Origin of the sequence: Mycobacterium bourgelatii (genome assembly GCF_010723575.1) — a bacterium.
In the GTDB taxonomy this organism is placed as follows: Bacteria; Actinomycetota; Actinomycetes; order Mycobacteriales; family Mycobacteriaceae; genus Mycobacterium; species Mycobacterium bourgelatii.
In genome coordinates, this window is record NZ_BLKZ01000001.1 from 2,258,347 (window position 1) to 2,271,769 (window position 13,423).

Annotated in this window: 9 protein-coding genes; 5 read left to right on the forward strand and 4 right to left on the reverse strand. The window is 66.8% G+C overall.

The genetic code is table 11. The annotated features are described in order from the left end of the window. The first annotated feature begins 173 nt into the window (after window positions 1–173). From aspS to G6N68_RS10175, 3 genes are all read left to right on the forward strand, one after another. A complete protein-coding gene (gene aspS / locus G6N68_RS10165; RefSeq protein WP_163711188.1) occupies window positions 174–1,934 on the forward strand; it encodes an aspartate--tRNA ligase in 1,761 nt (586 codons plus the stop codon). 12 nt (window positions 1,935–1,946) lie between these two features. Then, window positions 1,947–2,381 (forward strand): nitroreductase family deazaflavin-dependent oxidoreductase, encoded by a 435-nt coding sequence (locus G6N68_RS10170; RefSeq protein ID WP_163711190.1) that lies wholly within the window; start codon window positions 1,947–1,949, stop codon window positions 2,379–2,381. A gap of 98 nt (window positions 2,382–2,479) precedes the next feature. After that, a complete protein-coding gene (locus G6N68_RS10175; protein ID WP_163711192.1) occupies window positions 2,480–3,514 on the forward strand; it encodes an FUSC family protein in 1,035 nt (344 codons plus the stop codon). A 9-nt stretch (window positions 3,515–3,523) separates the two neighbouring features. Here G6N68_RS10175 and G6N68_RS10180 read toward each other — a convergent pair whose 3' ends face one another. Together G6N68_RS10180 and G6N68_RS10185 are read right to left on the reverse strand one after the other, a co-directional pair. Beyond that, on the reverse strand, window positions 3,524–3,913 hold the full coding sequence (locus tag G6N68_RS10180) for an MmcQ/YjbR family DNA-binding protein (protein WP_163711193.1): 390 nt from the start codon (window positions 3,911–3,913) through the stop codon (window positions 3,524–3,526). Between the two features lie 41 nt (window positions 3,914–3,954). Continuing rightward, window positions 3,955–5,208, reverse strand: a complete 1,254-nt coding sequence (locus G6N68_RS10185; RefSeq protein WP_163711196.1) for an esterase/lipase family protein — start codon at window positions 5,206–5,208, stop codon at window positions 3,955–3,957. 156 nt (window positions 5,209–5,364) lie between these two features. On the opposite strand from G6N68_RS10185, the gene G6N68_RS10190 reads away from it, so the two are divergent. Both G6N68_RS10190 and G6N68_RS10195 read left to right on the forward strand, forming a co-directional pair. Then, the gene (locus G6N68_RS10190; RefSeq protein WP_371871689.1) at window positions 5,365–6,312 is read left to right on the forward strand and encodes a transglutaminase family protein; all 948 of its coding nucleotides are present in this window, start codon (window positions 5,365–5,367) and stop codon (window positions 6,310–6,312) included. Further along, on the forward strand, window positions 6,305–7,351 hold the full coding sequence (locus G6N68_RS10195) for a zinc-binding metallopeptidase family protein (protein WP_163711204.1): 1,047 nt from the start codon (window positions 6,305–6,307) through the stop codon (window positions 7,349–7,351). Before G6N68_RS10190 ends, G6N68_RS10195 begins: the two co-directional genes overlap by 8 nt. Here the strand turns inward: G6N68_RS10195 and G6N68_RS10200 are convergent. Next, window positions 7,348–10,023: a circularly permuted type 2 ATP-grasp protein gene (locus G6N68_RS10200; protein WP_163718418.1), complete on the reverse strand. Its 2,676-nt coding sequence runs from the start codon at window positions 10,021–10,023 to the stop codon at window positions 7,348–7,350. The genes G6N68_RS10195 and G6N68_RS10200 overlap by 4 nt on opposite strands. Window positions 10,024–10,037: 14 nt before the next feature. Then, window positions 10,038–13,355 (reverse strand): transglutaminase family protein, encoded by a 3,318-nt coding sequence (locus G6N68_RS10205; protein WP_163711207.1) that lies wholly within the window; start codon window positions 13,353–13,355, stop codon window positions 10,038–10,040. Window positions 13,356–13,423: the final 68 nt, after the last annotated feature.

Below are 13,423 nucleotides of genomic sequence, written 5' to 3' on the forward strand. Positions count from 1 at the left end.
CAGCTGAGGACCGCGCACGCGAAGCCGTTTTCGGCACGCTACTTCCGTCCCGTCGGACGGCGCCGAAGGCGGCTAATTCCGGCTGAGCGTCGCCGACCCGAACGCCGGTCCGCGGGAAATGTGGCCCTAGTTAAACTGGGCAGTCATTCAAACGGGACCACCAAGGAGTATTTGTGCTGCGCAGCCACGCCGCGGGTGCACTTCGGGACAGCGACGCCGGGCAGCAGGTGACCTTGGCCGGGTGGGTGGCTCGCCGCCGCGACCACGGTGGGGTCATCTTCATCGATCTGCGCGACGCGTCCGGCGTCACGCAGGTCGTGTTCCGCGCCCCAGAGGTACTCGACCAAGCGCACCGTCTGCGCGCCGAATTCTGCATCGCGGTGCAGGGAGTCGTCGAGATCCGGCCGGAAGGCAACGCCAACCCGGAAATCGCCACCGGGGACATCGAGGTCAACGCCACTTCGCTGACGGTTCTGGGCGAATGCGCGCCGCTGCCGTTCCAACTGGACGAACCCGCCGGCGAAGAATTGCGCCTCAAGTACCGCTACCTGGACCTGCGCCGCGACGGCCCCGCCGCGGCAATTCGGCTGCGCTCCAAGGTGAATGCCGCAGCACGCGCGGTGCTGGCCAAACACGACTTCGTCGAGATCGAGACGCCGACGATCACCCGGTCCACGCCGGAGGGGGCGCGCGACTTCCTGGTGCCGTCCCGGTTGCATCCCGGTTCGTTCTACGCGCTGCCGCAGAGCCCCCAGTTGTTCAAGCAGCTGCTGATGGTGGCCGGGATGGAGCGCTACTACCAGATCGCTCGCTGCTACCGCGACGAAGACTTCCGAGCGGACCGCCAACCGGAATTCACCCAGCTCGACATGGAGCTCAGCTTCGTCGACGCCGAGGACGTCATTGCGATCTCCGAGGAGATCCTGAGCGCGTTGTGGGCGTTGATCGGCTACGACATCCCGACGCCGATCCCGCGGATCACCTACGCCGACGCCATGCGCCGGTTCGGTTCGGACAAGCCCGACCTGCGCTTCGGCCTGGAACTCGTCGAATGCAAAGAGTTCTTCAAGGACACCGAATTCCGCGTCTTCCAGGCACCGTACGTCGGCGCGGTCGTGATGCCCGGCGGCGCATCGCAGCCGCGGCGCACGCTGGACGGCTGGCAGGAGTGGGCCAAACAGCGCGGCCACCGTGGGCTGGCCTACGTCCTGGTCGGAGAGGACGGCACCCTGGGTGGTCCCGTTGCCAAGAACCTGACGGACGCCGAACGGGACGGCCTGGCCGCGCACGTCGGGGCTAAGCCGGGGGACTGCATCTTCTTCTCGGCGGGTGCGGTGAAGTCGTCGCGCGCGCTGCTGGGCGCGGCTCGCATCGAGGTCGCCAACCGGTTGGGCTTGATCGACCCCGACGATTGGAAGTTCGTCTGGGTGGTCGACCCGCCGCTGTTCGAACCGGCCGAGGATGCGACGGCTTCTGGTGACGTCGCGGTTGGCTCGGGGGCATGGACGGCGGTGCACCATGCCTTCACCGCGCCGAAGCCGGAGTGGGAGAACAGCATTGAGTCCGACCCCGGCGGCGTGCTGGCCGACGCCTACGACATTGTGTGCAACGGCAACGAGATTGGCGGCGGCTCAATTCGTATCCACCGGCGCGACATTCAGGAGCGCGTGTTCGGCGTGATGGGTTTGAACAAGGCCGAGGCGGAGGAGAAATTCGGCTTTCTGTTGGAGGCGTTCACGTTTGGGGCGCCGCCGCACGGTGGGATCGCGTTCGGCTGGGACCGAATCAACGCCCTGTTGTCCGGGACCGATTCGATCCGCGATGTGATCGCGTTCCCCAAGACGGGCGGCGGCGTCGACCCGCTGACCGAAGCGCCCGCACCCATCACCGCTCAGCAGCGCAAGGAATCAGGAATAGACGTCAAACCCAAATAGGTTTGAGCAGGCATGACCTCAGAAACGTTAGACCCCGCCATGGTGCAGGCCTTCAACAAGAACCTCATCGAAGAATTCCGGGCCAACGGAGGAAAGGTCGGCGGCCAGTTCGCCAACGCCGACCTGCTGCTGCTCACCACCACTGGCGCCAAGTCCGGCCAACCACGGATATCTCCGCTGGCCTATTTCCGCATCGACGGAAAGCTGCTCATTGTGGGCTCATTCGGCGGTTCCGACGTCAACCCGGCGTGGGTGCACAATCTGCGGGCCAACCCGCGCGCGCACATCGAGGTGGGCACCGACGCCTACGACGTGGTCGCTCACGAACTGTCGCCGCAGGAGCGTGACGAGTTCTATCCGAAGCTGACCGCCCTGGTGCCGGTCTTCGGCGAATACCAGGCGAAGACCAGTCGCGTGATTCCGGTATTTGAGTTGCAGCGCGCCTAGGACGAACGCGACCCCCTTCGGCACGCTGCTCGGCCTGCCCGGAGCGCCCGGGACACCGTAGCGCGCTGGCGTACCCCGCGATGGGGTAAGCAAGCGTGATGAACACCTTGCGGTTCGGTTCCGCGGCTGTCCATCGCTTGCGCACCGCGCTGTGGCCTATCACCCAGACGTCGGTCGCCGCCGGACTCGCGTGGTACATCACTCACGACGTGCTGCACCACCGGCAGCCGTTCTTCGCGCCGATCTCCGCAGTGGTGTGCATGTCGGCGACCAATGTGTTGCGCAGCCGACGAGCGGTGCAGATGATTGTGGGCGTCACGCTGGGCATCGTCATGGGTGCCGCCGTGCACGGCCTGCACGGGTCAGTGTCGATCGCCATGGGACTGGCGGTGTTCGTGTCGTTGTGCGTCGCGCTGCTGCTCGGACGCGGCTTCATCGCTCAGGGGCTGATGTTCGTCAACCAGACGGCGGTCTCCGCGGTACTGGTCCTGGCGTTTACCCCGAGCGGTGAGATCGTCGCCGAACGGCTCTTCGACGCCTTCGTCGGCGGCGGGCTGGCCCTGGTGTTCGCCATCCTGTTGTTCCCGGCCGACCCGCGTGTGATGCTCCGCAACGCGCGCTCGGCCGTGTTGACGGGCGTGCACGACACCCTGATCGAGGTGGCGAGGATGGCCGAGAACCGTGAACCCGTCGCGCCCGAATGGCCGCTGTCCGTGTTCGAACGAATGCACAACGAGGTGGGCGGCCTGATCGAGGCCCGCGAGACGGCCGACTTGGTGGTACGCAGAACACCGCGCTGGTGGGGCGCCCGCAAGACGATCCGCACGGTCAACCAGCAGTCCGCGCGACTCGGCATGCTGGTCAGCGGTGTCTTGCATGTGGCCCGCGCCGTCACCTGGCGCCTGAACGGACCCGTCCCGGAACCCCTGCGCGTGGCGCTCGCCGAGCTCGCCGCGGGAACGGCCCTCGCCGACGAGGATCCCGCGGCAGCTTCGGAGCACGTCGCCGCCGCACGAAGCGAAGCGGTCAAGATGCAGGAATCGGCACAGAACCGGAGCCAGGCGGTGCTGGCCGACATCGTCTATGCCTGCACGGAAGACCTGCAGCGGGTGATCGAAGTGCCCAGCCGCTAGCCAATGGGCTCAGGATGATTTGGCCAGGAACTCCTGCACCAGTCGCTTCGGGGCCTGCACCAGCCACGCCTCGGTGATCAGTTCTTCAAGCGCGACGGGATCGATCTCTGCGAGCAGGACCAACACGGCCGGGTAGCCGTTGAAATGCGGCGTGGTGAAGTACACGTCCGGTTCGTCGGCAATGAGCGCGAACTTGACGCCTTCATCCGAAACCCGGACCCCGAGGATGTCGCCGGTCGGTATCTCCGACCCGGCCCGGGTCAGCGCCTCCCGGTCGGACTTGCGCAGCGGCCGCTCCCACGCCAGCAATTTCTTGCCGACTCGCCAGTCGTGCGGCGCCGTTTCGGCGGTGAGCGGAAGCCCGTTGACTATGCGTGCAACGTCTTCCCAGGTGGCCACACTTTCGATTGTGCTCCGTGTGGCCGCTTAACGCTTGTAAATCAGATCGCCGAACCCCGGTCGGGCATTGTTGCCGGCTGATCCAGCCAATGCCGCAGCTTGTCGTAGACCAACGGATGGTTGAGCAGGTCGAAGTGATTCAACCCGGTCAGCGTCAGCCCGTGGGTGGATTCGAATGGAACGTTGCGGGAGCGACCGCGTCCGGACGCGCTACGCGGACGCACCAGGTGGTCCCCGACGAGAAGGCCGATCGCGCGTGGTGCCGCGGAACTTGCGACGAAGTGGTACACCGCGTTCGGGAGGAACGGCACTTCGGCGCAGCGATCCCGGAGGAACTCGTCCGGGTCGCAGTCGCGCCAGTCTTCGTCGAGCAATGCTCCGAACCGCAAGTCTTTGACGCCGGCGCTGCGCGTGTTCAGGAAAGATGCGATCGCGCGCGTCTCCGGCAGTTTGGCCAGCGCCCAAGCGGCAACGTTGACCCCCTTCTCCAGGTCGGCGCCCAGATGCGGCGAACCGAGACAGACGACGCGCCGCACTTTGTCCGTCCATGAATGCTGCTGACCGAGCCCGTAATGGCAGGCGCTGCGCGCCACCAGTCCGCCCATCGAGTGGCCGACCAACGCAATCTCTTCCACCGGAACCGGCCAGATTGCCTGCAGTCGCTCCAGCAGGTCGGCCAGGGACTGGCCGTTCTGTGAGATGTGCAAACCGGTGTTGTAGCGCAGGTACACCGGTGTGAAGCCGAGGTCGGAACGCAGCCGTTTGCCGTACGGGCGCAACGCCTCCCCGGTGCGCGGAGCGCGCCACCACGACCGTTCGGTGAGACACCAGCCGTGCATGAACACCGATATGCGTCCGGTCGCCTTCGGGAACGCCGTGGCGATGGAGTCGGCGGAAAGCTCGACCGGTTGCCGACGCCGCCGGATCTGCATGGTCAGCGCGAATGCGTTCTTCCGGTTGGTCAGTTCGTCGCCGTAGATGCCGTTGATCGCCGCAAGCGGGCCGGCCACCCTCGGACGCGCCTGAACAGTTTCCGGGGCGGCGCCGGGGTCGCCGTACGCCTCGGCGGCCAGCGCGCCGGCCCCGTACAGCGAGCCCCGAATGGCATGGTCGACCAGGGTGTAGGTAACCGCCGCCGTGGCGTTGTGGACGACCTCGACGGGCTTGGCCACCGGTCCTATCGAAGTGAACACCCGGGTCGCGATTCCGCCGTGCATGTCGCGGACCAGCTTGGTCACCACGCGGGTGCCCTCGCCGGCGAGATCGGCGAGTGATTTGATTTCGTGTCGGTGCATTGGGCCGTCCCCCCTCGTCAGCCTGCGGTAGCGCGGCCTATTGGGCCGTGATTTAAGGCCCAAGATTCCCACTTTGTCGCGCCAGCCCCGAGACTAGACAAAAAGCGTGCAAGATTCGCGAGTCGAGACGTCAGGAGTTGACCCTTGCCAGACACCCTGTCTGACCCCTTGTCGGCCCCCCTCCCTGACCGGTCCGCAGTTCATCGCTACCGGGTCACGCACCGCACGCAGTATCGCTATTCCGACGTCGTGACCAGCTCTTACGGGCGTGGGTTCCTCACCCCGCGGAACTCGCAGCGACAGCGGTGCATCGCGCACAAGCTGACCATCGACCCCGCGCCCGCCGACTTTTCCACCAGTCGCGACGAGTACGGCAACATCAGGTCCTACTTCCATGTCACCGAGCCGCACCAGGTCCTGACGGTGACCAGCGACTCAATCGTGGACGTCGCGCCGGTGGGTGCCGGGGTGTACACCAGCGGCCCCGCGCTGCAACCTTGGGAAGCCGCACGGCCCACCGGGCTGCAGGGGGCGCTCGCAACCGACTTCGTGCTGGACCTCAATCCGCCCGAGATCACCGACGGGGTGCGCGAGTACGCGGCGCCCAGTTTCGTGCCGGGGCGGCCGCTGGTCGAGGTGTTGCGCGATCTCGCGTCCCGCATCTTCAACGACTTCACCTACCGCTCGGGGGCTACGACGATTTCTACTCGGGTAAATGAGGTTCTGGCGGCCCGGGAAGGGGTATGTCAAGACTTCGCGAGGCTGGCAATCGCCTGCCTGCGGGCCAATGGCCTGGCCGCGTGCTACGTGTCCGGCTACTTGGCTACTGACCCTCCTCCCGGAAAGGATCGAATGATCGGAGCGGACGCTACCCACGCCTGGGCATCGGTGTGGACGCCGCAGCAGCCAGGTCAGTTCGAATGGTTGGGGCTAGACCCCACCAATGACCAACTCGTTGACGAGCGCTACATCGTGGTCGGGCGCGGTCGTGACTACGCGGATGTGCCGCCACTGCGCGGCATCATCTACACCAACTCGGAACAAAGCGTGATCGACGTCGCTGTCGACGTCGTGCCCTATGAAGGTGATGTGCTCAATGCGTGATTTCCACTGTCCCACTTGCGGTCAACGCCTGACCTTCGAAAACTCGGAGTGTCTGGCCTGCGGCAGTGCCCTCGGATTTTCGCTCGAACAGATGGCGCTGTTGGTGATCTCGAAAGGCGACGACAGCGAGCACGCTGGCGCCGTGGCGGCCAGCGACTATCAACTGTGCGCCAATCTATATCTGGCCGAATGCAATTGGCTGGTCCCGGTCGATCAACCCGGCGGGCTGTGCGCGTCGTGCGCGCTCACCAGTGAACGGCCCAACGACAACGACAAGGTAGGCCTGGCTGAATTCGCCCGGGCCGAGGCGGCCAAGCGGCGGCTGGTGGCCGAGTTGCACGAGCTCAAGCTGCCGATCATCGGACGTGACCAGGACCCCGATTACGGCCTGGCGTTCCGGCTGCTGTCCAGCGCACACGAGCAAGTGCTGACGGGCCACGAGAACGGCGTCATCACACTGGATCTGGCCGAGGGGGACGACGTCCACCGCGAGCAGTTGCGGGCGGAGCTGGACGAACCGTACCGAACCCTGCTCGGGCACTTCCGGCACGAGGTCGGCCACTACTACTTCTACCGCCTCATCAGGTCGCCCGAATACCTGCGGCGGTTCAACGAATTGTTCGGCGATCCCGATGCCGACTACCAGCAGGCGCTGGACCGGCACTACAGCGAGGGGCCGCCGGACGAGTGGCAGCAAAACTACGTGTCGTCCTACGCGACCATGCACCCCGCGGAGGACTGGGCCGAGACCTTCGCCCACTACCTGCACATCCGCGACACCCTGGACACCTCGGCGTGGTGCGGTTTTGCCCCTGCCACGGCAACGTTCGATCGGACGATAGTGGGCCCCAGCGCCTTTCAGACCATCATCGACATGTGGCTGCCGGTGTCGTGGTCACTGAACATGGTGAACCGGTCGATGGGCCACGACGACCTGTATCCCTTCGTGTTGCCGCCGGCGGTACTGGAGAAGATGCAGTTCATCCACAACGTCATCGACGAGGTCACCGCAGCCGCGCACGGGCAGGCCGTCGCCTAGGCGGGCATCACCCGGCGTTCGTCGGGCCCCCACAGTGGCTGCATGCCGCCGGGCAGTGTCAACTGCGTTGCGGTGATGATGTCGGACAGGTCGCGGAGCTCGGTGTGGATCGTGCTGAGCAGCTCGGCCAACTCCGACCGCTTTCCGTCCTCGTTGACCTCTTCCAGCTCGGCGGGATCGGATCGGCGCAGGTTGGTGAGGATTTCTTCGGCCAACCGCTCCGGCCGTGAGGATCCCGACGAGCTGGGCAGGTTCTTGAGGTTGGTGCGTATCCGGTCCAGCTGGTACACCAGCGACCGCGGGTTCTGCGCGTCGAACAGCATCAGTTCGGTCACCGCAGCGACGCTGACCTTGCCCAGGGTTCGGCGCCGATAGATGACCGACGATTCGCACGCGACCAGGGTGGCTTCGGTGATGGCTTGCTCGGCTTCCGGGCTGCGGACGGTGCTCAACGTGTCTTGCAGCAACGCGGTCAACCACAGGCCACGTTCGATGCGTTTGCCGATGTCCATCATCGTCCAACCCACATCGCGCACCATCGATTCGCTGGCCACGCCCGCCAGCGTCAGCATCCCGGCCAACGTCTGTGCTTGAGCCGATGACAGCAACGCATCGGCCTCCGCGAGCGACTGAGGCGGATCGGACTTGTGCGCCACCGCGCGCTCCACGCCGGCCAGCACCATCCACGTGTCGTTGGACAGCTGGTCACGCACCGCCCTGGCCGCCAGGGCGAGCCCTTCCACCGACTGGGCCAGCGACCCCGGCCGCACCGGGTCGACGGTCATCGACCACAGCGTCGAGGGGGTGACGGCGATCAGTTCGTGCTTGTCGTGCTTCTGGTCGCCCTCCTGATCGACACCTTCGTGCGGGACGCCGAGGTCGGTTCCGGTGATGCGGCCCAGCGCCGACATCAGGACCGGCACGCACTCGCTTTCCTCGGTGTCCTGGTGATGCCGGAAGACGTGGTAACGCTCGCGGGTGACGATGAGCAGACGCGCCATGTTCTCGGCACGCTCGCCGTAACGTCCCATCCAGAACAAGTCGGACAGCACGCGCGGCGAGCTGATCGCCCACGTGCCCGCCCCGGTCTTGGCGGGTTGCACCACCGACGGAAGGGTCACCGTCTCGGCCAGCGCCCGCTCGGTGGGTCGGACCCAAACATCCTTCGCGGCAACGGTCTTCAATGTGTACGTGGCGGGTCCCGGCGCCAGCACGTAGCCCAGCCCGCCGATCATGGGTGCATATCCGCTGCGCTGGGCGACCGTGAACAACCGCATGCCGACCGGCGCCGAGGCCAACACACCCGCATGGTCGGACGGCGCCGACGAGAACGTCGGCAACTCCTGACCGACCCACTGCCAGGGCATGCTTTCGATCCGCGCGGCCAACTGGGAAAGCTGCGCCGACGAAAGGGTCGGCCCGACAAGCGTTTCCCCGCCAGTTGTGGGTTTGATCAGCAGGCGTGAGAGATTGGCCAAGATGTGTGAGCGTTCGTTCGCGATGCCGCCCCAGTAGACCGGCGCGGTGGGCAGCATCGGGGCTTCCCCGAGCAAACGCTCGGCCAGTTGCGGCAGGAACCGCAGCAGCCCAGGGCTTTCCAAGATGCCGCTGCCCAAGGTGTTGACGACGGTCACGGTTCCGCGATGCAGCGCCTCCACCAGGCCGACCACGCCGAGCCTGGAGTCGGCTCGCAGATCCAACGGGTCCGCGTATTCGGCGTCGACCCGGCGCAACACGACATCGACGCGTTTCAGTGTGCCCAGCGAGCGCATCCACAACTTGCCGTCGCGCACCACCAAGTCCGCGCTCTCCACCAGCGGAAAGCCAAGCAGTGTAGCCAGATACGCCTGGTCGAACGCCGTCTCGGAAAAGATGCCGGGGCTCAGTACCACCACCACCGGGTCTTGCGCGACGTCAGGCGCCGCGTCGATCAATGCCAGCCGCAACGCCTGGGCGAATGGCGTCGTCGGCCGGGGCCCGATCCGCTCGTAGAGCTCTGGCAGCGCGTGGGCGATGACCCGCCGGTCGGCCAGCGCATAACCGGCTCCCGAGGGCGCCTGGGTCCAGTCGGCGTTGACCTGGAAACCGCCGTTCGACAGCCGGCTGATGTCACAGGCGTGCATGAACAGCTGGTGGTGTCCCGGCACCTGAATTCCGTTGGCGGCGCGGATGTAACCGGGATGGGCGAACAGCAGCTCCGGTGGCAGGATGCCCTCGAGCAGCACGCGACGGGGCCCGTACAGGTCGGCCAGCACCGCGTTGAGCAGCCGCGACCGCTGCACCACACCGGTTTCCAGCACGTGCCAGTCGTCGGCCGACACCACCACCGGTAGGGTGTCCAGCGTCCACTGGCCCGGCTCCGCAGAGTCGGCCTCGGTGTAGGTGATGCCGTCGTGGTCGATGAGGTCGTGCACCACGGAACGCAGCAGATCCAGTCCGGACCTGCCGCGCTCGCCGATCGCGTCGGCCAGCTCCTCCCAGCCCGGCCGGACGTTCCCGTCTCGGTCGACGAACTCGTCGTAGCCGACGCCCGGACCGTCCCGCAGATCGAAGAGCGCTTCCTGGGCACGGGCGGTGCGATAGCCGGCCAGCAGCCGGTCGACGTCGTAGCGGTCGGCGACATGAGACGCGCTCGTGCCGCTGCGCGCTGCCTCCCTGACGGAGGAGGCCATCTCTGCTGAAGCCATTACTGCTGAACGGTACGCACGCGTCGCATGTCGAGGATGCCCGGCGCGCCGACATCGGTGAACATTCGCGCCTGCTTCTCCTTGATGGCGGAGAGGTCGAGTTTGCCGGGGGTGAAGCCGGTTGCCTCGAAGCGGCGGGCACGTCGTGATTCGGCTTCCACCGCGTTGATGGGCGGCTCGTCATAGGCGCGTCCACCGGGGTGGGCGACGTGATAGGTGCAGCCGCCGCGCGATGTCCCGGCGGTCAGGTCGATGAGCTCGAACTGAAGTGGGACGTCGGTGGTGATGGTCGGGTGCAACGCACTCGGCGGCTGCCAGGCCTTGAACCGCACCCCACCCACGTGGATGTCGGGGTTGTCGGTGGCCAGCAGTGGAACCGGATAACCGTTGCAGGTCACCACATACCGGTGCCGGTCGGCGCCGATGACCCGGACCTGGACGCGTTCGACCGAGGAGTCGACGTACCGGGCGGTGCCGGTGGCCGTGGACTCCTCGCCGAGGGTGTTCCACGGCTCGATCGCGCCGCGCAACTCGATCTCCACGCCGTCGAACACGGCGGTGCCGATCCGCGGGAAGCGGAATTCGGTGAACGGGTCCAGCCAGCTGGTCTCGAACGGGATGCCGTGTGCCCGCAAGTCGGCGGCGACGTCGGCGATGTCGTGAATCAAGAAGTGCGGCAGCAGGTACCGCCCGTGCAGATTGGCGCCGTGGCGAATGAGCGGAGCACGCAGCGGCTGCTCCCAGAACCACGCCACCAGCGAACGCACCAGCAATGACTGCACCATCGCCATCCGCAGATGCGGTGGCATCTCGAAACCGCGCAACTCCAACAGACCCAACCGCCCGCGGGGACCTTCGGGGCTGTACAGCTTGTCGATGCAGAACTCGGCGCGGTGGGTGTTGCCGGTGATGTCGGTCAACAGGTGCCGCAGGGCGCGGTCGGTGACCCAGGGTTTGGCGGCGAATCCCGCCGATAGCCTGGCAATTTCGGTGAAGGCGATTTCGAGTTCGTACAGCGCCTCGTCGCGTCCCTCATCCACCCGCGGTGCTTGCGAGGTGGTGCCCACAAACCGTCCAGCGAACAGATACGACAGCGACGGGTGCCGCTGCCAGTAGGTCAGCAGTGACACCAACAGATCCGGGCGGCGCAGCAGCGGCGAATCCGCGGGTGTGACACCGCCCAGGGTGATGTGGTTGCCACCGCCGGTGCCGCCGTGTGTGCCGTCCACGTCGAACGACTCCGTGGACAGGCGGGCCAGCCGGGCCTGTTCGTAAAGCGTCTCCAGTTGCTGCCGTTGTTCTTCGAAACTGGCGGTCGGAGCGACGTTGACCTCGATGACGCCCGGGTCGGGGGTGATCGTCGTGGACTGCAGGCGCGGGTCCGGTGGGGGACCGTAGCCTTCGATGACAACGGGGGTATTGTGCTGCGCCGCAGCGACTTCGATGCGGGTGATCAGGTCGATGAAGTGTTCCAGCGCGTCCGTGGGCGGGATGAAGATATAGAGCACGCCGTCCCGAACCTCGGCGACCATCGCGGTCCGCGGCGCGGTGTCCGGGTCGACCACCACCGCCGCGGCACGGTCGGTCTCCACCAACTGCGAGCGGCCGACGCTGGTCGGGTCGACGCCGAACGAGGCCGGTGGTGGGTTCCAGCTGATCGCGTTCAACGGCAGCCGGAGCCCGGCGGGCGAATCGCCCTCGGCCAGCACGATGCGTCCGCGGCGCAGGTGCCAGTCCGCGCTGGCCCAGCCGACGCCGTCCTCTCGTCGGTGCAGTGGCAGCACGTATGCCGCCGGGGCCGTGGTGGATTCGTCGAGCCGCGCCAGCAGCTTGGCACGAGCTTCTGGGGTGTCCTCCGCGAGGTCCTCGTCCGGGTCCACAGGATCGCCCAGCGGGAGTCGCGCGCTGGCGGCCAGGCGGGCCAGCGGGTCCTCGTAGGCGGGGCGCACCTGCGTCGCCGGTAGCCCAAGGCCGTCAGCAACCGCGGTAAGCACGCGTTGCGCCGCGTCGTTGTCGACCGGCGCGGGCTTGTTGAACCACGGGTCGGCCAGCAACGAGGCGTCGCTCCACAGTGGGCGGCCGTCGGTCCGCCAGTACAGGGCAATCTGCCAGCGCGGCAACGGTTCTCCCGGATACCAGCGGCCCTGGCTGCGCTGTACCAGCCCCTGCGGCGCCCACTGGGCCTTGAGGCGGGCGGCCAGATCGGAGGCCCGCTCGCGCTTGTGCGGTCCGTCGGCGGCGGTGCGCCATTCCGGGTCGACCTGGTTGTCCACCGACACGAACGTGGGTTCGCCGCCGATGGTCAGCCGGACGTCCCCGGCGACCAGGCGTTCGTCGACGCGTCGGCCCACCTCGCAGATCGTCTCCCAGGCCTCGTCCGGGTAGGGCGCCGTGACCCGCGGGTCTTCGTGGACGCGCGTGACGGTATTGGAGAACTCCAGTACCGAGACGCACGGCTCGGTGCCGCCGCTGATCGGCGCCGCCGACGACGGGTGCGGCGTGGCGGCCAACGGGATGTGGCCCTCGCCGGCGAACAGACCCGACGTCGGGTCCAGTCCGATCCAGCCCGCGCCGGGGACATACACCTCGGTCCAGGCGTGCAGATCGGTGAAGTCGGCGGCCGGTCCCGACGGGCCGTCGAGAGCCTCGACGTCCGACGCCAGCTGCACCAGGTAGCCGGACACGAACCGCGCGGCCAGCCCCAGCTGGCGCAGGATCGAGACCAGCAGCCACGCCGAGTCGCGGCACGACCCGATGCCGGTGCGCAGGGTGTGATCCGGCGTCTGCACACCGGGTTCCATGCGCACGCTGTAGCCGATGTCGGCGCTGATCGCGCGGTTCAGCGCGACCAGGAAGTCGATGGTGCGAGTGCCCGGCGGCACGGTGAAGTTGTCCACCCAGGCGCGCACCAGATCGCCTGGGCCCGATCCTTCGCCGTCCTCGTCGACCGGGCGCAGGTAGGGCTCGAGGTCAACGGCCAGCGCCTTGGGGTAGCTCCAGCCGGGCGAAAACCACGTCTCGGCCCATTCTTCGATGAAGAAGTCGAACGGGTTGATCACCTTCAAATCGGCGATCAAGCCGACCGTGATGGTCAGCTGGCGCATCGGCTTCGGGAAAACCAGCCGGGCCAGGAAGTTGCCCAGCGCGTCCTGCTGCCAGTTGATGAAGTGGTCCGACGGCTCGACGCGCAGCGAGTATGCCTCGATCGGGGTGCGGCAATGGGGTGCCGGACGAAGCCGCACGACGTGCGGATACACCCGCACCAGCTTGTCAAAGGTGTAACTGGTGCGGTGCTCCAGCGCAACTTTGATGCTCATAACCGCTGATCTCATCACATGATTCAGCGGCCTGCAGCGCGCGCGAGGACGCGCGCACCGCCGAACCG